The organism is Variovorax sp. CCNWLW225, assembly GCF_037204045.1.
Classification (GTDB): Bacteria; Pseudomonadota; Gammaproteobacteria; order Burkholderiales; family Burkholderiaceae_C; genus Variovorax.
The window spans coordinates 20,511-38,318 of sequence record NZ_JBBCBV010000017.1; the positions used below are offsets into that span (position 1 = coordinate 20,511).

Here is a 17,808-nt window from a genome sequence, read left to right on the forward strand (position 1 = left end):
GGCCGCCTTTTTCGTTTTCAGCCGTTGATGTCGAAGCTGGAGCGCAGCGCCAGGAAGTGCTTCAGGGCGGCTTCGCCTTCCAGCGCGTGCACGCCGGCCATGAGGTGAGGCCCTTCGCTTTCGGCCAGGCCCATGCCAAAGCCCGAATAACGGCGGGCGGCCAGGGCGCCCTGGTAGACCACCCGCACATCGGTGTGCCGGGAATCCTGGTCGATGCGCTGCATCAGCGTCTTCACGGCTTCGGGCGGGCCTTCGAGATGCTGGCAGAAGCGCATGCCGTCAAAAACCAAGAGACCGGTGATCTGGTGTTGCGCATTGCGTGCACGGGCCTGGGTCACTATGGCGCCGACCGTGGCGGGTGGCAGGTCTTGCGTGAGCACACTGCAATAAAAAATCTCGAAAAGCGACGTTTCTTCTGTCATGCGAACGGGTGCGGAAAACGTGCGAAGTTTATGAAGCCCGGGCACACGCCGAAATGTAAAAAGACACAGGTAAAAAGCCTATAGTGGCGCGTGAAATTCGAGGACCATTCACCCCCTGCCTTGCCGCCGCAGGGGGCCAATCCCTGCGACGACTGTGCGTTGCGCAAGCTCGAGGCCTTCTTGCCGGCATCGGCGGAAGAGCTCAAGACCATCGAGTCCTTCCGGGTCGGCGCCCGCCGTGTTCCGGCCGGCGGCGCCATCGTCGAAGAGCATCGGCCAAGCGCCCAGCTGTTCACCCTCTATTCGGGTTGGGCATTTCGCTACAAGACGCTGAGCGACGGCCGCCGCCAGATCCTGAGTTTTCTGCTGCCCGGCGATTTCATCGGCCTGCAGGATGAATTTGCCGACGGCCAGACGCACGGCGTGGAGGCCGTGACCGACACCACGCTTTGCGCCTTTTCGCGCGACCGGCTCTGGGAACTGTTCCACGCCCAGCCCAAGCTGGGCTACGACATCACCTGGCTCGCCGCGCGCGAGGAAAAGATGGTGGACGACAACCTGGTGACCACCGGCCGCCGCAATGCGAGTGAACGGGTCGCCATGCTGCTGATGCACCTGTACCGCCGGGCCGAGCGGGTCGGCATGGTGCGCGACGGCTGGGTGGAGTTTCCGTTCAACCAGCAGCACCTGGCCGATGCGCTCGGGCTCTCGCTGGTGCACACCAACAAGACGCTGCGCAAGCTGCAGGGGCTGGGGCTCTACAAGCTCGACGCGGGCTGGCTGCGCATTCTCGAGCCGCATGCGCTCGAAACATTGGGCGACTATTTCGAACGCCCCATGCGGCCCACGCCGCTGATCTGAACTCGCGGCGCCCTGCGGCATCTTGGGGCAGGGCCGTTCAGCGCGCAGCCACCAGTTGCCGAAGATCGTCCTGGTAGGCCTGCAGCCGCCGCACGGCCTGTTCGCGCTGGCTAGCGCTGGTGGCGTTGTGAAGGGCTGCCAGGTTGCGGCAGCCCTCCTGCAGCAGTGCTTGCTGGTGATCGCGCCAGGGTCCGGGCGGCGGATCGGCAATGCGCATCACGTAGGCATGGATGGCCGCGCGCGCTTCGGCCGGCGACGGCTTGGTGGCGTTAAAGCCGCGCAGCAGCGCCAGCGCCTCCTGCTGCCGCTGGCGGCGCTCGGAGCCGGCCAGCCGCGGGTCGAACACCGACTGCACCACTTGCCGCCGCACCAGTTCGCGCTGTTCGGGCGTCAGCCGGCCGTAGAAATCTTCCAGGCGGTCGAGAAACTTCTCATAGCGCTTTTCCTGCACTTCGGCGCGGCTGCGGTCGAGCCATTCCTTGCGGTATTCGGCATTGTTCTTTGCATACTTGCGCTCGAGCTGCTGCAGTTGCGCCTCGGTCAGGCTCAGGGCCAGCTCGGTGCCGGCGGGTTCCGCACGCTCGGTTACCGCCAGCAGGCGCTCGCGGATCTGGTCCGCCATGCGGCAGGCCTGCGCCGCGGTCACGTCGCGCGGCGCCAGGGCCTGCGCTTCCTGCAGCACGCCGAGCACCCGGGGGAGTTCGTTCTGACGGTGCCAGCTCAGCAGTTGCGCGAGCTCGTCGCGCACCTTGGGCGTTTGCGAACCGTCGAAATCAACGTATGCGTCGAGCCACCAGTAGCTCAGCTCGGGCAGGTTGTTGTAGGCCAGCTTGATCGTGCTGCACGCGCCCAGCGCGGCGGCCACAAGCAGCACGCCGATAATTCGCGCCAACTTGGCGCAACGCATTCGGGTAGAAAGAAGCATGAATCAGATTCCGCAAGACAACCAGGGACCGGTCGACGTGGTCATCATGGCGGCCGGCAAAGGCACGCGCATGAAGAGCAGGCTGCCCAAAGTGTTGCATCGTTTGGCCGGGCGTGCACTGCTCGCGCATGTGACGGGCACCGCGGCGCGCATTGGCGCCCGCCACGTGGTGGTGGTGACCGGCCACGGCGCGGCCGAGGTCGAGGCGGCGATGTCTTCCGGCAACGGCGTCGGCGCCGCCCTGCAGTTTGCGCGGCAGGAGCCGCAGCTTGGCACGGGCCACGCGGTGCAGCAGGCAGTTCCGCTCCTGCCCGAAGACGGCACGGTGCTGGTGCTGTCGGGCGACGTGCCGCTCATCGGCGAGGAAACGCTGCGCGCGCTGATTGCGGCCAGCGCAGGCCAGCGGCTCGCGCTGCTGACCATCGAGTTCGACGACCCCACGGGCTACGGGCGCATCATCCGCGCCACGGAAGAGGAGGGCGGTGAAGTCACGGCCATCGTCGAGCACAAGGACGCGACCGAGGCGCAGCGCGAAATCCGCGAAATCTACAGCGGTGTGATGGCCGTGCCCGCTCGCCTGCTCAAGGGCTGGCTGGCCCGGCTGGACAACCGCAACGCCCAGGGCGAGTACTACCTTGTCGACATCGTCAAGCTGGCCGCCGCCGACGGCGTGCCTGTGGTGGCGCATGTCACGACCGACGCGCTCCAGGTGGCGGGCATCAACAGCCCCGCGCAGCTGGCGGCGCTCGAGCGTGCCTGGCAGCTGCGGCAGGCCGAGGCGCTCATGGCCCAGGGCGTGCGGCTCGCCGACCCGGCGCGGTTCGACCTGCGCGGCACGTTGGCTTGCGAGGCCGACGTCGAGATCGACGTCAACTGCGTGTTCGAAGGCTCGGTGTTCCTGGGCGAGGGCGTGCGCATTGGCGCCAATTGCGTGATTGCCAATGCGCGCATCGAGGCGGGCGCGGTGATCCACCCGTTCACCCACATCGAAGGCGAGAAGGCCGGCGTCACCGTCGGCGAAAGGTCGCTCATCGGCCCCTTCGCGCGGCTGCGGCCCGGTGCTCAACTGGGGGCCGAAGTGCACATCGGCAACTTCGTCGAGGTCAAGAACTCGACCCTGGCCGATGGTGCCAAGGCCAATCACCTGGCCTATCTTGGCGACGCCACGGTGGGCCAGCGCGTCAACTACGGCGCGGGCAGCATCACCGCCAACTACGACGGCGCCAACAAGCACCGCACCGTCATCGAGGACGACGTGCACGTGGGCAGCAACTGCGTGCTGGTGGCCCCGGTCACCATTGGTGCGGGCGGCACCATCGGGGGCGGATCGACCGTGAACAAGTCGACCGAGCCGGGCGCCCTTACCGTGGCGCGGAGCAAGCCGGTGAGCTTTCCCAACTGGAAGCGCCCGCAGAAGAAGCCCAAGGCCTGAAGAGGCGGCGGATCAGCCCAGCGGCAGCCGGGGCTCGAACTTCGCGCGCTTCAGGCTGAAGAAGGCCTTGACGTTGCGCACGTTCGCGTCGGCGTTGAAAAGCCGCTGCGCGAGCGCGCCGTAGCCGGGCATGTCGCGGGCGGCCACCACCAGCACGAAGTCCGGGCCCGGCGAAACGCGCCAGCATTGCTGCACGGCGTCGTCGGCGATCACGCGCGCCTCGAAGGCGTCGAGTGCTGCCGCGTCTTGCCTGTCGAGCGAAATTTCGACCACCGCCTGCAGGCCGTGGCCCAGCACCGCGGCCAGGCGGTCCGGCGAAAGCAGTGCAACCTGGCGCTCGATGAGCCCTTCCTGGCGCAGGCGCTGAACGCGGCGCAGGCAGGTCGGAGGCGAAATGCCGACATCTTCGGCCAGCCGCTGATTGGTCTGCGAGGCATCGCGCTGCAGCGCGTCGAGCAGGCGAAGATCTATTGCATCGAGCGAGATCGGTTCCATATATGTATGAATTATGGAATAAAAGTTCATACGAAGAGAAGGGTGAAATAAATATTCAGAAAGATCGATATTTCGAGTGCATATTTTTTCGCCTCATCTCTACCATCTGGCTCTCTCCTCATTCAAAGGCAGCTCACCATGTGCGGCATCGTCGGCGCAGCGTCCCATCGCAACATCGTTCCGGTCCTCGTCCAGGGGCTTCAAAGGCTCGAATACCGCGGCTATGACTCCTGCGGCGTCGCGGTTCATGCGGGCGGCCTCACGCGTGCGCGCACCACATCGCGCGTGGCGGACCTCGTCACGCAAGTGCGCGAAGACCATGTCGAAGGCCTGACGGGCATCGCCCACACGCGCTGGGCCACGCACGGCGCGCCGGCCGTGCACAACGCGCACCCGCACTTCAGCCATGGGCCCGGCGCCGACGCGCAAGGCGCGCGCCCCGGCCGCATCGCGCTCGTGCACAACGGCATCATCGAAAACCACGAAGCACTGCGCGCAGCGCTCGAAGCCAAGGGCTATGTCTTCGAGAGCCAGACCGACACCGAGGTGATCGCCCACCTGGTCGACAGCCTGTACGACGGCGACCTGTTCGAGGCCGTGAAGGCCGCGGTGCTGCAGCTGCACGGCGCCTATGCCATTGCCGTGATCTGCCGCGACGAACCGCAGCGCGTGGTCGGCGCGCGCGCGGGCTCGCCGCTCATTCTTGGCGTGGGCAAGGAAGGCGGCGAGAACTTTCTTGCAAGCGATGCCATGGCCCTGGCCGGCGTCACCGACCAGATCGTCTATCTCGAAGAAGGCGACGTGATCGATGTGCAGCCCGGCAAATACTGGATCGTCGACCGCGGCCACAAGCCCGTGCAGCGGCAGGTGCGCACCGTGCAGGCGCACAGCGGCGCGGCCGAGCTCGGCCCCTACCGCCACTACATGCAGAAGGAGATCTTCGAGCAGCCGCGCGCCATTGGCGACACCCTCGAAGGCGTGGCCGGCATCGTGCCGGAGCTGTTCGACGGCATCGGGCAGGACGGTGCCACCGGCGCCAGCGCGCACCGCGTGTTCAAGGAGATCGACAAGATCCTCATCCTGGCCTGCGGCACCAGCTACTACAGCGGCTGCACCGCCAAGTACTGGCTCGAGGGCATCGCCAAGATCTCGACGCAGGTCGAGATTGCGAGCGAATACCGCTACCGCGACTCGGTGCCCGACCCCAAGACGCTCGTCGTCACCATCAGCCAGTCGGGCGAAACCGCCGACACGCTCGCCGCGCTCAAGCATGCGCGATCGCTCGGCATGGAGCAGACGCTGACCATCTGCAACGTGGCCACCAGCGCCATGGTGCGCGAGTGCAAGCTCGCCTACATCACGCGCGCCGGCGTCGAAATTGGCGTGGCCTCGACCAAGGCTTTCACCACGCAACTGGCCGGCCTTTTCCTCCTGACGCTCGCTATTGCGCAGACCAAGGGGCGTCTCACCGAAGCCGACGAGGCGCGCTACCTGAAGGAAATGCGCCACCTGCCGGTCGCGCTGCAATCGGTGCTCGCGCTCGAGCCGCAGATCATCGGCTGGGCCGAAGACTTCGCACGCAAGGACAACGCGCTCTTCCTCGGCCGCGGCTTGCACTACCCCATTGCGCTGGAAGGCGCGCTCAAGCTCAAGGAAGTGACCTACATCCACGCCGAGGCCTATGCCGCCGGCGAGCTCAAGCACGGCCCGCTCGCGCTGGTCACCAGCGAAATGCCTGTCGTCGCGGTCGCGCCGAACGACGCCCTGCTCGAAAAGCTCAAGAGCAATCTGCAGGAAGTGCGCGCCCGCGGCGGCGTGCTTTATGTGCTGGCCGACGGCGACACGAAGATCAAGGGCAGCGAAGGCCTGCACGTCATTCGCATGCCAGAGCACTACGGCGCGCTGTCGCCGCTGCTGCACGTGGTGCCGCTGCAGCTGCTGGCGTATCACACGGCTTGCGCGCGGGGAACCGATGTGGACAAGCCGCGCAATCTTGCGAAGAGCGTAACGGTGGAGTGAGGCGGGGCTGCGGCCCTGGTTGTAGTCTTCGAATAAATTCTTGGAGTTCATCCTGGACCTGCGCGACCTCCAGTACTTTGAAGTCATTGCCGAGCTCGAGCACATGGGGCGCGCGGCCGAACGGCTGCACCGCACGCAACCGGCGCTGACAAGCTGCGTACGGCGGCTGGAAGAAGCGTGCGGCGCGCTGCTCTTCGAGAAAACAGGACGCGGCATCCGCCTGACCAGTGCGGGGAAGGCGCTTCTCAAATGGGCCCAGCGCACACGCTTCGATGTGGAAAGCGCGCGCCGCGAAATCAACGACATCGGCAGGGGCCTGACCGGAAACATCAAGATCGGCATCGTTCCGACGGCCGCGCAGTTCCTGTTGCCTCCGGCCGCGCGCGACTTGATGCGCGAGGCACCCGACGTCACTTTGCGGACCACCGTGGCGCTGGTCGACATCCTGAAGCCGCTGCTGCGCGCCGGCGATATCGACCTGATGGTCGGCACCGAAGGCGCTGCTGAACCCGGGTTCGCCTCGCAGAATCTGGCCGAGGACGTGATCGTGGTCGCCGCCTCGAATACGCACCCAATCTTCGACAAGCCGAAGCCGAGCCTGAAGGACCTGGCGGGCTATCGATGGGTGCTCCAGCCCCCTGGGGCCCCGACGCGGGACTGGCTTGACCAGACCTTCGATCGCCATCGCATTCACCGGCCTGTGGTGCAGGTCGAGAGCACGATGCTGCTGATGCTGCCGACACTGATCGGCGAGACAGGCCTGCTGAGCTTCATCTCGCGTCTTCACCTGCAGGCGGGGCGTTCCGGCGCAGCCTTGCGCGAAGTGAAGCTGCCGGCCACGACCATGCGCCGCCGCATGGTCGTGACCTATCGCGACAGCGGCTATGTGTCCCCGGCAGCCCAACGGCTGATCCGCCTGCTGGCGAAATACGCCGACTCGCCGCCGGGCTGATACCAAAAGCCAGATCTATCGATCTTCAAAAACTATCGATTGGACTGAATAGGCCCAGCGCCGAATACTTGCCTCTACTGAACGCACCGCCCGCAATCGAGCAGGGTGGGCCAAACAGGAGACAAGTTCATGCCACATCGCGCCCTCACGGCGGCTGCTTCGCGCCGCCTCATCGGCATCGCCGCCATCACGCTACTTGCCGGTGCAACGCTCATGGCGCACTCGACGGCGTCCGCACAGGCGTATCCATCGCGCCCTATCAAGCTGATCGTTCCCTTTCCGGCTGGCGGCGGCACCGACCTTATTGCACGTGAAGTTGCCAACAAGGTGGCCGTCGCCAACGGATGGTCGATCATCATCGACAACAAGCCCGGCTCCGGCGGCAACCTGGGCGTGGATGCCGCAGCCAAGGCACCCGCCGACGGCTACACGCTGGTGCTGGGCCAGACCAGCAACCTGGCGATCAACCCCACGCTCTACGCCAAGCTGCCTTACAACCCCGAGAAGGACCTGACCCCCATCGTCGAGGTTGCAAGCGCGCCGCTCGTCCTTGTGGTGGCTGCGGACTCGCCCTACAAGACGCTCGCCGACGTGGTGGCCGCTGCCAAGGCCAAGCCCGAGTCGCTGAACTACGCCAGTTCCGGCAGCGGCACGGTGGCGCATCTCGCCACCGAGATGTTCCAGAAGACGGCAGCCGTCAAGTTCACGCACGTTCCGTACAAGGGCGCTGCGCAAGGTTCGACCGACCTGATCGGCGGGCAGATCCAGATGTACATGTCGTCTGTGCCGACGCTGATCGGCTACGTCAAGAACGGAAAGATGCGCGCCCTTGCCGTGACCTCGCCCAAGCGCACCGCGGACCTGCCGTCGGTGCCCACCGTTGCGGAATCGGGCTTCAAGGGCTTTGAAGCCGTCACCTGGTTCGGCGTTGCCGGGCCGGCGGGCTTGCCGAAGGACGTGGTCGCCAAGCTGAACGGTGCGTTCAACAAGGCGCTGCAGGACCCGGAGGTCAGGAAAAAGCTCGCCAGCCAGGGCGCCGATGCGCTCGGCGGAACTCCGGAGCAGTTCGCCAAGCTGATCCACGACGACATCGGCCGCTGGGGCAAGATCGTCAAGGAATCCGGCGCCAAGGTCGACTGACCACTTTCATCTCTTGCATCCGAAAGAACGCCATGCCTTCCAATCTTCCCGACATCATTCGCAACTTCGACCGCGTGCCCGCGCACATCGTGGCCCAGGCGGCCCACTTTCAACCGGCAATCCTGGCCGACGTGGCGGGGCGCCGCGGTGCGGTGGACGGCCGCATCAAGGCACTGCGTCCCCGCATGAGGCTCGCCGGCACGGCCATCACGGTGGAAGTGCGCCCCGGCGACAACCTCATGATCCACGCCGCCATCGCCATGGCCAAGCCCGGCGACGTGCTGGTGATCGACGGCAAGGGTGACCAGACCGCGGCGCTCATGGGCACGATCATGATGACCGCATGCAAGAAGCTCGGCATCGCCGGCGTCGTGATGGACGGCGCATGCCGTGACAGCGGCGAGATCGACGAGATGGATTTCCCCGTTTTCTGCGTCGGCACCAATCCGAACGGCCCGACCAAGAACATCGGCGGGCGCATCGGCCATCCGGTGTCGATCGGCGGCGTCACGGTGAACCCCGGCGACTTTGTCATTGGCGACGGTGACGGCGTGGTCGTGGTGGAGCGCGAGAAGATCGAGTCCCTGCTGCCGCTTGCCAAGAAGAAGGTCGAAGACGAGGCCGCGCGCATCGCTGCCATCAAGGACGGGAACACCACCGCCAAATGGCTCGATGCGGCGCTGCGCACCGCCGGCGTGCTGAAAGAAGGCGAGACGCTGTGAGCGCCATCGTCGTGACGGGCGCCGACCTGGCGCCGCAAGCGCTCGCACTGCTCGAGGGGCATGAGGTCGTCTACGCGGGCAAGACACCGACCGAGGAAGACCTGGTTGCCCTGTGCCGCGCGCATGATCCGGTGGCCATCATCGTGCGCTACGGCAAAGTGGGCGCGTCCGTCATGGACGCCGCTCCATCGCTCAAGGTGATATCGAAGCACGGCAGCGGTACCGACACGATCGACAAGGCGGCGGCGAGCGTCCGCGGCATCGAGGTGGTCGCGGCGGTAGGCGCCAACGCCGCAGCCGTCGCCGAGCAGGCCCTCGCGTTGCTGCTTGCCTGCGCCAAGTCGGTGGTGGCGCTGGACGCGCGCATGCATGCCGGCCACTGGGACAAGGCCACGCACAAGAGCCTCGAGCTCGGCGGCCGCACCGTCGGCCTGGTGGGGCTGGGTGCGATCGGCCTGCGCTTTGCGCGCATGGCCGATGCGCTCGGCATGCGCGTGCTGGGGTTCGACCCGTTCGCCAAAAATCTGCCGGCCCATGTCGAAGCGGTGGACCTTGCCACGCTCTGGCGCGAATCCGACGCCATCTCGCTGCACTGCCCGCTGACGGAAGACAACCGAGGCCTGCTCAACGCACAGACGCTGGCGCAATGCAAGCGCGGGGTGATCGTCGTCAACACGGCCCGCGGCGGCCTGATCGACGAGGATGCCCTGCTCGAAGCCGTGCGCTCGGGCCAGGTCGCCATGGCCGGGCTCGACAGCTTCGCGGTCGAACCGATGGCACCCGGCCACCCTTTCCAGGGCGAAAAACGCATTGTGCTGAGCCCGCACATCGGCGGCGTGACCGGCGATGCCTATGTGAACATGGGCGTGGGTGCCGCGAAGAACTTGCTGCAGGTGCTGGCGCGCCAGGCCGCGACCAACTGAATCTGCCGAGCTGCGCGAATGAATGCGCCGCCCGCTTTTTGAATATCGCAAGGAACCCATGATTCACAACACCATCCGGCGCATGCTCGGCGCCTGCCTTCTTGCCGCCGCCGCGTCTGCGCAGGCCGCCTTTCCGGAGCGGCCCATCACGCTCGTGGTGCCGTATGCGCCCGGCGGTTCCGCCGATGCGCTCGCGCGGGTGCTCGCGGTGCGCGTCGGCGCGAAGCTCGGCACCAGCGTGATCGTCGACAACAAGCCAGGCGCCAGCGGCACCATCGGGGCGAGCTTTGCCGCCAAGGCCGCACCCGACGGCTACACGGTGCTGTACGACGCAACGCCGTACTCGATCAACCCGCACCTTTTTCCGCGCATGCCGTTCGCCGCCAACGCCTTGCAGCCGCTGGCATTGGTCTCGCTGGCACCCAACATCGTCATCGTGCGCGCGGAGTCGCCCGTCAAGACCATCAAGGACCTCGCGGACAAGGCCAGGTCGGAGCCCGGGAAGATCAACTTCGCATCTGGCGGCAGCGGCACCGTGCAGCGCCTTGCAGCCGAACTGTTGCGCCAGCGGCTCGGTTTGGACATGGTGCACGTCGGCTACAAGAGCGGCGGCCCGGCCATCGTCGACACCATGGGCGGACAGGTCGACTTCATGTTCAGCACCATCGCCGCGTCATACCCGCTGGTGTCCAGCGGCAAGCTGCGCGCGCTGGCGGTGTCGTCGCCGCAGCGCTCGCCGCGCCTGCCCGACGTGCCGACCATTGCCGAGACCGTCGCGCCCGGCTACGAGGCGTACGAATGGAATGGCCTGCTGCTGCCCGCCGGCACCCCTGCCGCTGTCGCCGAGAAGCTCCACAAGGCCGTGGTCGAGGTGCTGAAGGAGGACGAGGTCAAGCGGCGCTTCGTCGACGTGGGCGTGCAGCCGGTGGGCTCGACGCCGGCCGAGTTCGCCGAGTTCCTGAAGAAGGAAGATGCCAAGTGGGCGGACGTGATCCGCAAGGGCAGCATCAAGCTCGACTGAGCCGTCGTCGATGACCGCCAACCCGCTCTCGCAGCCGGTTCCTCATTCGGTGGGACTGAACCGGCCCGTGCTCGCATTTCCGCCGGACGCCTGCGACAGCCACATGCACATCTTCGATCCGCGATTTGCCGCATCGAAGCACTGGAAGCGCCAGCCGCCGCGAGCCGAAGTGGGCGACTATCGTTTGCTGCAGCGGCGGCTTGGCACCACGCGCACAGTGGTCGTCAATCCTTCGACCTACGGCACCGACAACGCCTGCACGCTGGACGCGCTGGCGCAGTTGGGCGAGCACGCGCGCGGCATTGCCGTCGTCGGGCAGGATGTTTCCCACGAAGAGCTCGACCGTCTTGCCGCGCGCCGCATCTGCGGCCTGCGGGTGAACTTCGTCACGCCGCAGTCCTGGGGCACGACCACCGCGCAGATGCTCATCACGCTCGCGGGAAAGGCGGCTCGGCTGGGTTGGCACGTCCAGGTCTTTATGCAGCCGGAGCAACTGGTCGAGCTCGCACCCGTGCTTGCGGCGCTTCCGGTGCCATTGGTCATCGACCACATCGGCCGCATCGATCCGGCCGAGGGGGTCCATGGCGAGGCCTACACGGCCATGCGGCGACTGCTCGACGCAGGCAACACCTGGGTCAAGCTCTCCGGCGTGTACATGCGCTCGCGCGACGGCGCACCGGCCTATCGCGATTGCGCTGCCATGGGCCGGGCGCTGGTTGAAGCGGCACCCGAGCGCCTGGTCTGGGGGAGCGACTGGCCGCACACCACGGAGAATCCCAACACCGTGAACGACGCCGACCTGGCCGATGTGCTCGCGGCCTGGTGCCCGAGCGTGGCGGTGCGCAGCCGCATCCTGGTCGACAACCCCGCGAAGCTCTACGGCTTTGCGGCCGGCTGACTTGCCGGGCAGACCGCCCCTTTAAACCCGTGGGGCCGAGGCCCTCAAGGAGACAGACTTGTACCTACTGCATGCGCCCCAGGTGCTGGAGCTCCAGACCTTCACCACCATGCCCGGCATCTTCCGGCGGCAAGAGCGGAGCGCCTGGGCGGACGCCAACCGCGGAGGCCAACCCACCGATTCCTTTCTCGAAGGCCCCGTGTTCGACGACGCCGGCAATCTCTACGTCTCGGACATTCCCTTTGGCCGGATCTTTCGCATAGACGCCGCGGGCGAATGGACGCAGGTTGCGGAGTACGACGGCGAGCCGAACGGCATGAAGTTCATCGACGCGCACACGCTTCTCGTCACCGACTACAAGAACGGACTGATGCGCGTCGACGTGCGCACCGGCCATGTCACGCCGCACCTGCAGCGGCGCAACACCGAGAGCTTCAAGGGCGTCAACGACCTTGTGCTCGACGCAGAGGGCAACATCTACTTCAGCGACCAGGGCCAGAGCGGATTGCACGATCCGTCGGGCCGGCTCTATCGCTTGCGCCCGAATGGGCAGCTCGACCTGCTGCTCTCCAACGTGCCGAGTCCGAACGGCGTGGCGCTGTCCCCCGATGGCAGGCTGCTGTATCTCGCGGTGACGCGCGGCAACTGCATCTGGCGCGTTCCGTTGCTGCCCGACGGCAGCGTGGCCAAGGTGAGCCAGTTCTTTACCTCCTACGGCCCCAGCGGCCCCGATGGACTTGCGGTCGACACACAGGGGCGCCTGCTGGTCGCCAATCCTGGCCTCGGCTACGTGTGGGTGCTCAACCAGCGCGCGGAACCTGTGATGGTGCTGCGCGGCCCGGCCAGTGCGTCGACGACCAACATCGCGTTCGGCGGGCCCGGCAGAGCGACGCTCTTCGTGACCGACTCCACCCACGGCAATGTGCTGAAGCTGGTGCTGGATACGCCTGGGGTCGCATTGCATCGCGGGCCGCTGCCCGGGCAGCAAGCAGAGAAATACTGATGGTTGATTTGAGCTGGCGTGCTGGAGGCGGTTGTTGCAAGAATGCTGAATTCTTGATCCGGGGGGGCTGCTTTGGAGCAAAGCGTACGGCTGGTGTGGGCCCATACCGGCTGTACAGTTTTCTCCAAAGCTGACCGTCGATGCGGCTTAGAGGTATTCCCGTAAGAGTGGGTTGGCTTGGTACAACGGCGCAATGACTTTCGAATTGCCATCGACCACAACCATGTCGTGCGCGTGATGCAGCCCGTTGTGCACCCGCACGTGAGGCGGCAAACTCCACGTTCTCCCGGCGAGCGTCTTCAACTCGGCTTCGAGCGCGGAGGAAATCAGGATGGAAAGACCGTCATTGCTTTGCTCAGGAAGACTTGAGTGCAGATGAGGAAACTCCGGACTCACGAGCGAATAGCCGCATCCGAAGCGAGGCATGAGGAAGTGTTCCGAGCGAAGAGCCGGCGCTGCGTAATACGACCAAAATTCCTTCGGTACGACGATATACAGGGTGTTGGACCAATACGGTTCGGACTCAACTGTCGATAGATGCTCGACGTAGAAGCTCTTGCCCTGGAGGTACACCGCCTTGAAGGCGGCGTTCTGAGGTTGGGCAAAAACTCTTCCGATTGCTTTGCCTTTCCAGGTCTTCTCAACAATGTCCAAGAATGCATTGTTGAAATACACCGGAAACATGACGTGATCGATTTGAAGCTGCATTGCGTTTCTGGTCTCAGCGACAGGGTGGCTCTGTTCGGCAGCCTTAAGTAAATGGCTCGACAGGCCGGTACTCGCAAGAGCCATGTAGGTAGCAAGTCGTCGTCGCGTCAACGGTTGAACCTTCATCATCCCCGAGTGTTCTGAAGTTGTGGAGGGGCACCGTGAACGGCCGGTTCTGGCCGGCAACCGCCGGTGCTTCCTCGGCTCAGTCAGGGCCAGAAACATCCTCTCCAAACATCATGCGGTGACCGTCAATGGTCTCGATTCCAAACTCTCGCATGCCCCAGGGCTCTGTACGAAGAGCCTTGACCATCTGAACACCCCGCGCAGCCAGATCCTTGTGCAAGCCAGTGACATCGTCGACCTCAACGTAGGCCATATATGAATGCTCGCCCAGTTCCCGCGCGGCAGGTGTGTCCGGGCACTCTCCCGCCATGATGGTGCAGGCGTCGCGTCTGAACAGACGCCAGCCGGGCACTTCCTTCCACTCGATCGAGAACCCCAGGACGTCGCGGTAGAAATCGGCGGACCGGGCCAGGTCGCGCACTGCGATCACGAACCGAGGTTGTTTGAGCATGACGAATATGACGGAGGATCGAATGACTACCCGCAGGATTCTGCTTCAGAGGTCGGCTGGTCGCCAAGGTCAATGCCCAGCGTCGGAACCGACGCGCGGCGCGCTGCAAGTGGCGCAGTAGTTCGCGGCGGGAGTGCGAAGCGGCTTCCCGCATTCAGAACACGGCGGCCCATAGAGGCTCAGGCGATGGTGGTAAAGAGCAAGAGGATTGGTCTCTTTGAAGCCGGTGATGCGCTCATAAGTTGCTAGCGCTTGCTCTCCGACGTCCGTCTGTGCCTGACGTAAGTCGACCCCTGTTTTCTCGCGATATTCCCGTATCTGCTCTATGAAACTCTTAGGGAAGACCAGTTCATATTCCTCCTCCGTGAGAATCGGGAGATCGATCTTGCATCGCCAGCAATACATAGTGGTAGCCACTCTTCCTCGCTCCTTTGTATGAGGCACATGCTTCTGGAAGACAAAACTGGACGTCCGCCAGAATGTCCGGTCCTGGCCGTAACGAGCCGTTGAGGTCGAGACATCGAAACGTTCAACCATACAGGTGACGCCGCCGCCGGCCAGGTGCGTCAATGACCAAGACCCCGATACCTGGGCGCAATTCCTACACCGGCAATCCCGTTTAGCCCACGCCACGGCATCGCCACGAGCATTGAATCTTGGCTTCTTGCCGAAATGATGAAAAGGAGCAGGCATGCCCAAGCGAGCACAAGATCCTGGTGACGAGGCGGGCCGCCTCGACCCCATCGGCCCTCATGGCCCCAATCCGCCGTCGCACGGCCGAGTGAGCGGCGGTGACCCCGGAGCGGAAGCCGAAGTTAATTTCGACGACGATGAGATCTACTCAGGCACTGGTAACAACAGCCGGCGCGGCGGGACTTCAAAAAGCGCGGGTGCTGACAGCGGGGCACTCGGCCCGCCGTCGGAGCAGTTGTCAGACAGCAACCAGCCGCGCGAGAAGAACGCGAACGGAACCGGGATGTAGCGCCACTGGCGTGATGCAGGAACGGCCTTGGCCCTGTAATCGACCAATCGGCGAGAACCTCCACCAAGCGCCAATGAGACATTGAGCATCGTTGAGCGACTACCGGGCCATGACTGGTACTGGATACTTGGCAGGATGCTCCGGCTGCCCTTCGGGGCTCAGCCTTGCCTTCGCAAAGCAGTCAATCTCAGCAGGCAGGGCGACGCCCGATTGCGCCGAGCGGGTCCAAATGTTCGCCGCTACCTCCACCGCATTGGGGTTGTCGTAGCAGCCCCGAGAGAGTGCGCGCAGATTGGGCCAGCGCTCAAAGGTAAGGCCGACGGTCGTTCCGCAAGTTGGGCAGAACTCGACATAGACCTTCTTCCCGCTTACATCCGATGTGTGCTCGTACTTGCGTATCTCGCCACCGTTGAACTCGACTGCCTCGACGGGGAATACGGAGTTGGCGTAGAACGAGGAGCCCGTCATCCGCTGACAGAAAGTGCAGTGACAAACAAGGGTTCTAAGCGGCGCCTGTTTGACGCGGAACTTGACCGCTCCGCAGAGGCAGCCACCGTCAAGAACAAACGGCATCCTGAAGCTCCTGGTTCAATTCTTCGATGACGCGAGGCGACATCTTTGAATCCTGCCACAGGTCTGACCGTCAGCTCCTGGCCTGAACGAGTCAACCGATATCAGCCCCCCATGGGAGAGCAGAGCTCAACGAGCGTGCCGTCTGGGCAGCGCACATACGACACGACTTGTCCCCAGGGCTTGGTGCGAGGTTCGGCCAATTCTGTCGCGCCCGCCGCCAACGAGCGCATGTGCGCAGATTCAACGTCGTCGGTAACGAAACCCAGTTTCATGCCCAAAGGCTTCTTCGACTCCGAGGCGGCTACATGGCCGCCGTCAAAGTTTGTGGATGCCAGTTCGTGGTGCGCGAAGGCAAGCGTCGTACTCCCAGTCTCAACCTCGCCGTACGTTCCAGACTCATGCAGGAACCGTCGAGGGAAGCCAAATGCCTGCTCAAAGAACCGTAACGAGGCTTCGACATCTGGCACGTAGATGATGGTGTATCCGAACTTCATTTGTGGTTGAGCATTGATTCGTGTAGCCGCCCAATGCTGAGCGTGCAATTCAATCTTGCCATGTCGGCGGCCGGAAGCATGCTTCACTGCAAGGAGAGGCGGATGGCCCGCTTTTGGCCGACTGTATCCGGTCGCAGCCTTGGTGCAGCGACGGGCCGCGCGGCAGGCGTGCGCTACAACCGACTGCTAGCCGCGCTCTCGCCGGTAATGCATTGCCACCGCGCCGTTGCCGAGCGGCTTCGCCGAAACCAGCTCGAGTCGTCGCGTGCTGGGCAACCCGCTCTGGTACAGGGTCGGGCCGTGGCCGGCGATCCTGGGGTGAACGAGGAACTTGTACTCGTCGATCAGATTCAGCCGGTCCAGCTCGGCCGCGAGCTTGCCGCTACCGAGGAGCACGCCGGCCGGGGTCGCGTCCTTGAGCCTTTGCACGCCCGAGCGCAAGTCGCCGGCGATGTGGTGGCTGTTGGCCCACGAAAAGTCCGTTCGCGTCGACGACACGACGTACTTCGGCTTAGTCTCCAGCTTGATCGCCCATTCGCGCACTGCTGGCGGCGCGTCCGCATCGCCGTGGGCGACGGCCGGCCAGTAGCTCTCCATCATCTCGTAGGTGGTGCGGCCCCACAGCATCGCCCCTCCGTCGTCCATGAGGCGGGTGAAGAAGGCGTGGGTCTCGTCGTCTGCGATTCCCTCCTGGTGGTCGACACAGCCGTCCAGGGTGAGGTTGAGGCTGAAGGTTAGAAGTCCCATACGAGTCTCCTCCGAGTCAAGCGGTCGCTGGACTGCCGCTTGTCGACGAATGCCTGCGCGAATCCCGCGCGAGGCCTACTATATGTGCGACAACCCGAGTTTTCCGGCAAGTGCGAACCTTCCGTTTTCACATGAGGAGGACGAAATGAACCAGCAGTCGATTGAGATCCGCAGTGCCACGTCCGACGAGATTCCGCGCGCCGTCGCAGCGATCGTGGCGGCATTCCTCACCGATCCGCCTGCGCGGTTCGCGTGGCCTTCGGTGCACGACTATCTCTTGGCCATGCCCGTGGCCACAGGCGAGTTCGCAGGCAGCAGTTTCCAGTACGGCACGGCCTATGTGTCCGTGGACTTCTGCGGCGCCGCACTCTGGTTGCCTCCCGGCGTGGCGCCGAACGGCCAGGCTCTCGAAAAAGTGTTCCGTGACACGGCAAAGCCCGAGCACATGGACGACCTGCTGGCCACCTTCGAGAAGATCGAAAAGTCGCATCCTCGAGAAGCTCATTGGTACTTGCCCCAGATCGGCGTCGAGCCGAACGCCCAGGGCAAAGGCATTGGGGCGGCGTTGATGCGCCACGCTCTCGCCCGTTGCGATGAGGAGCGATCGCTGGCATACCTCGAGGCGTCGAAGACGCAGAACATTCCGTTCTACCAGCACCACGGCTTCGAGGTAATAGGCCAGATCCAGGTGGGTTCGGCCCCGCTCGTCACGCCCATGCTCCGCAAGCCCGGCCGGCCAGGAGCCTGACCCCGCGGAACTGGACGGCTTCCTGCGGTCCCGGACGCAAGGCAGATACGCCACTGACGCTCGCTGGCCGTCACAGGCGACCTTGTCTCATACATTAGTGGTAACGAACCACAGACTCGGCCGATGCATCGCGACTCCACCCCCCGCCGCAGGAACCATCAGCAGA

General features: G+C 64.6%; 21 protein-coding genes. 12 read left to right on the forward strand and 9 right to left on the reverse strand.

Going from position 1 to position 17,808, the window contains the following annotated elements; all coding sequences use genetic code 11:
* Positions 1-17 precede the first annotated feature (17 nt).
* Positions 18-422 (reverse strand): BLUF domain-containing protein, encoded by a 405-nt coding sequence (locus tag V9L20_RS21965; RefSeq protein WP_258504106.1) that lies wholly within the window; start codon positions 420-422, stop codon positions 18-20.
* Between the two features lie 90 nt (positions 423-512).
* On the opposite strand from V9L20_RS21965, the gene V9L20_RS21970 reads away from it, so the two are divergent.
* Complete coding sequence (locus tag V9L20_RS21970) at positions 513-1,283, forward strand: Crp/Fnr family transcriptional regulator (RefSeq protein WP_337298224.1); 771 nt, start codon at positions 513-515, stop codon at positions 1,281-1,283.
* A 37-nt stretch (positions 1,284-1,320) separates the two neighbouring features.
* Here the strand turns inward: V9L20_RS21970 and V9L20_RS21975 are convergent, their stop codons facing one another.
* Positions 1,321-2,208 (reverse strand): DUF6279 family lipoprotein, encoded by an 888-nt coding sequence (locus tag V9L20_RS21975; protein ID WP_337298225.1) that lies wholly within the window; start codon positions 2,206-2,208, stop codon positions 1,321-1,323.
* Between V9L20_RS21975 and glmU the strand changes: the two genes are divergently transcribed.
* On the forward strand, positions 2,207-3,640 hold the full coding sequence (gene glmU, locus V9L20_RS21980) for a bifunctional UDP-N-acetylglucosamine diphosphorylase/glucosamine-1-phosphate N-acetyltransferase GlmU (RefSeq protein ID WP_337298226.1): 1,434 nt from the start codon (positions 2,207-2,209) through the stop codon (positions 3,638-3,640). The genes V9L20_RS21975 and glmU overlap by 2 nt on opposite strands.
* Positions 3,641-3,652: 12 nt before the next feature.
* On the opposite strand, the gene V9L20_RS21985 is transcribed toward glmU, so the two are convergent.
* Positions 3,653-4,135 carry an Lrp/AsnC family transcriptional regulator gene (locus V9L20_RS21985; protein WP_337298227.1) on the reverse strand — a complete coding sequence of 161 codons (483 nt, stop codon included), beginning with the start codon at positions 4,133-4,135 and terminating at the stop codon, positions 3,653-3,655.
* A gap of 138 nt (positions 4,136-4,273) precedes the next feature.
* On the opposite strand from V9L20_RS21985, the gene glmS reads away from it, so the two are divergent.
* From glmS to V9L20_RS22025, 8 genes are all read left to right on the forward strand, one after another.
* A complete protein-coding gene (gene glmS, locus V9L20_RS21990) occupies positions 4,274-6,154 on the forward strand; it encodes a glutamine--fructose-6-phosphate transaminase (isomerizing) (protein WP_337298228.1) in 1,881 nt (626 codons plus the stop codon).
* A 40-nt stretch (positions 6,155-6,194) separates the two neighbouring features.
* Positions 6,195-7,106 carry a LysR family transcriptional regulator gene (locus V9L20_RS21995; protein WP_337298229.1) on the forward strand — a complete coding sequence of 304 codons (912 nt, stop codon included), beginning with the start codon at positions 6,195-6,197 and terminating at the stop codon, positions 7,104-7,106.
* 129 nt (positions 7,107-7,235) lie between these two features.
* Complete coding sequence (locus tag V9L20_RS22000) at positions 7,236-8,246, forward strand: Bug family tripartite tricarboxylate transporter substrate binding protein (RefSeq protein ID WP_258504112.1); 1,011 nt, start codon at positions 7,236-7,238, stop codon at positions 8,244-8,246.
* A gap of 32 nt (positions 8,247-8,278) precedes the next feature.
* Positions 8,279-8,968, forward strand: a complete 690-nt coding sequence (locus V9L20_RS22005; protein ID WP_337298230.1) for an RraA family protein — start codon at positions 8,279-8,281, stop codon at positions 8,966-8,968.
* Positions 8,965-9,891, forward strand: coding sequence for an NAD(P)-dependent oxidoreductase (locus V9L20_RS22010; RefSeq protein WP_337298231.1), 927 nt, complete (start codon positions 8,965-8,967; stop codon positions 9,889-9,891). Before V9L20_RS22005 ends, V9L20_RS22010 begins: the two co-directional genes overlap by 4 nt.
* A 58-nt stretch (positions 9,892-9,949) precedes the next feature.
* On the forward strand, positions 9,950-10,912 hold the full coding sequence (locus V9L20_RS22015; protein WP_337298232.1) for a tripartite tricarboxylate transporter substrate binding protein: 963 nt from the start codon (positions 9,950-9,952) through the stop codon (positions 10,910-10,912).
* Positions 10,913-10,922: 10 nt separating this feature from the next.
* A complete protein-coding gene (locus V9L20_RS22020; protein WP_337298233.1) occupies positions 10,923-11,810 on the forward strand; it encodes an amidohydrolase family protein in 888 nt (295 codons plus the stop codon).
* Between the two features lie 58 nt (positions 11,811-11,868).
* Entirely contained in the window at positions 11,869-12,813 is a 945-nt protein-coding gene (locus V9L20_RS22025; RefSeq protein ID WP_337298234.1) for an SMP-30/gluconolactonase/LRE family protein, read from the forward strand.
* A gap of 147 nt (positions 12,814-12,960) precedes the next feature.
* Here the strand turns inward: V9L20_RS22025 and V9L20_RS22030 are convergent, their stop codons facing one another.
* The 3 genes from V9L20_RS22030 to V9L20_RS22040 all read right to left on the reverse strand — a co-directional run bounded on the left by V9L20_RS22030 (position 12,961) and on the right by V9L20_RS22040 (position 14,668).
* Positions 12,961-13,650, reverse strand: coding sequence for a hypothetical protein (locus V9L20_RS22030; RefSeq protein ID WP_258505364.1), 690 nt, complete (start codon positions 13,648-13,650; stop codon positions 12,961-12,963).
* Between the two features lie 76 nt (positions 13,651-13,726).
* Positions 13,727-14,098, reverse strand: a complete 372-nt coding sequence (locus V9L20_RS22035) for a VOC family protein (RefSeq protein WP_157611571.1) — start codon at positions 14,096-14,098, stop codon at positions 13,727-13,729.
* 69 nt (positions 14,099-14,167) lie between these two features.
* On the reverse strand, positions 14,168-14,668 hold the full coding sequence (locus tag V9L20_RS22040) for a hypothetical protein (RefSeq protein WP_337298235.1): 501 nt from the start codon (positions 14,666-14,668) through the stop codon (positions 14,168-14,170).
* 121 nt (positions 14,669-14,789) lie between these two features.
* Here V9L20_RS22040 and V9L20_RS22045 point away from each other — a divergent pair, with 121 nt between their 5' ends.
* Positions 14,790-15,080: a hypothetical protein gene (locus V9L20_RS22045; RefSeq protein WP_337298236.1), complete on the forward strand. Its 291-nt coding sequence runs from the start codon at positions 14,790-14,792 to the stop codon at positions 15,078-15,080.
* A gap of 99 nt (positions 15,081-15,179) precedes the next feature.
* Here V9L20_RS22045 and V9L20_RS22050 read toward each other — a convergent pair whose 3' ends face one another.
* From V9L20_RS22050 to V9L20_RS22060, 3 genes are all read right to left on the reverse strand, one after another.
* Positions 15,180-15,653: a GFA family protein gene (locus V9L20_RS22050; RefSeq protein ID WP_337298237.1), complete on the reverse strand. Its 474-nt coding sequence runs from the start codon at positions 15,651-15,653 to the stop codon at positions 15,180-15,182.
* Positions 15,654-15,754: 101 nt separating this feature from the next.
* Positions 15,755-16,147, reverse strand: coding sequence for a VOC family protein (locus V9L20_RS22055; protein ID WP_337298277.1), 393 nt, complete (start codon positions 16,145-16,147; stop codon positions 15,755-15,757).
* 186 nt (positions 16,148-16,333) lie between these two features.
* Positions 16,334-16,894, reverse strand: coding sequence for a dihydrofolate reductase family protein (locus tag V9L20_RS22060; RefSeq protein ID WP_337298238.1), 561 nt, complete (start codon positions 16,892-16,894; stop codon positions 16,334-16,336).
* A 145-nt stretch (positions 16,895-17,039) separates the two neighbouring features.
* Here V9L20_RS22060 and V9L20_RS22065 point away from each other — a divergent pair, with 145 nt between their 5' ends.
* The gene (locus tag V9L20_RS22065; protein WP_337298239.1) at positions 17,040-17,642 is read left to right on the forward strand and encodes a GNAT family N-acetyltransferase; all 603 of its coding nucleotides are present in this window, start codon (positions 17,040-17,042) and stop codon (positions 17,640-17,642) included.
* The last annotated feature ends 166 nt before the right edge of the window (positions 17,643-17,808 follow it).

Excerpts from the sequence above, each read along its gene's own strand:
- V9L20_RS21965 (WP_258504106.1), bottom strand. The coding sequence starts at position 422 with ATGACAGAAGAAACGTCGCTTTTCGAGATTTTTTATTGCAGTGTGCTC.
- glmU (WP_337298226.1), top strand. The coding sequence starts at position 2,207 with ATGAATCAGATTCCGCAAGACAACCAGGGACCGGTCGACGTGGTCATC.
- V9L20_RS21975 (WP_337298225.1), bottom strand. The coding sequence starts at position 2,208 with ATGCTTCTTTCTACCCGAATGCGTTGCGCCAAGTTGGCGCGAATTATC.
- V9L20_RS21985 (WP_337298227.1), bottom strand. The coding sequence starts at position 4,135 with ATGGAACCGATCTCGCTCGATGCAATAGATCTTCGCCTGCTCGACGCG.
- glmS (WP_337298228.1), top strand. The coding sequence starts at position 4,274 with ATGTGCGGCATCGTCGGCGCAGCGTCCCATCGCAACATCGTTCCGGTC.
- V9L20_RS22000 (WP_258504112.1), top strand. The coding sequence starts at position 7,236 with ATGCCACATCGCGCCCTCACGGCGGCTGCTTCGCGCCGCCTCATCGGC.
- V9L20_RS22005 (WP_337298230.1), top strand. The coding sequence starts at position 8,279 with ATGCCTTCCAATCTTCCCGACATCATTCGCAACTTCGACCGCGTGCCC.
- V9L20_RS22015 (WP_337298232.1), top strand. The coding sequence starts at position 9,950 with ATGATTCACAACACCATCCGGCGCATGCTCGGCGCCTGCCTTCTTGCC.
- V9L20_RS22020 (WP_337298233.1), top strand. The coding sequence starts at position 10,923 with ATGACCGCCAACCCGCTCTCGCAGCCGGTTCCTCATTCGGTGGGACTG.
- V9L20_RS22030 (WP_258505364.1), bottom strand. The coding sequence starts at position 13,650 with ATGATGAAGGTTCAACCGTTGACGCGACGACGACTTGCTACCTACATG.
- V9L20_RS22035 (WP_157611571.1), bottom strand. The coding sequence starts at position 14,098 with ATGCTCAAACAACCTCGGTTCGTGATCGCAGTGCGCGACCTGGCCCGG.
- V9L20_RS22045 (WP_337298236.1), top strand. The coding sequence starts at position 14,790 with ATGCCCAAGCGAGCACAAGATCCTGGTGACGAGGCGGGCCGCCTCGAC.
- V9L20_RS22050 (WP_337298237.1), bottom strand. The coding sequence starts at position 15,653 with ATGCCGTTTGTTCTTGACGGTGGCTGCCTCTGCGGAGCGGTCAAGTTC.
- V9L20_RS22055 (WP_337298277.1), bottom strand. The coding sequence starts at position 16,147 with ATGAAGTTCGGATACACCATCATCTACGTGCCAGATGTCGAAGCCTCG.
- V9L20_RS22060 (WP_337298238.1), bottom strand. The coding sequence starts at position 16,894 with ATGGGACTTCTAACCTTCAGCCTCAACCTCACCCTGGACGGCTGTGTC.
- V9L20_RS22065 (WP_337298239.1), top strand. The coding sequence starts at position 17,040 with ATGAACCAGCAGTCGATTGAGATCCGCAGTGCCACGTCCGACGAGATT.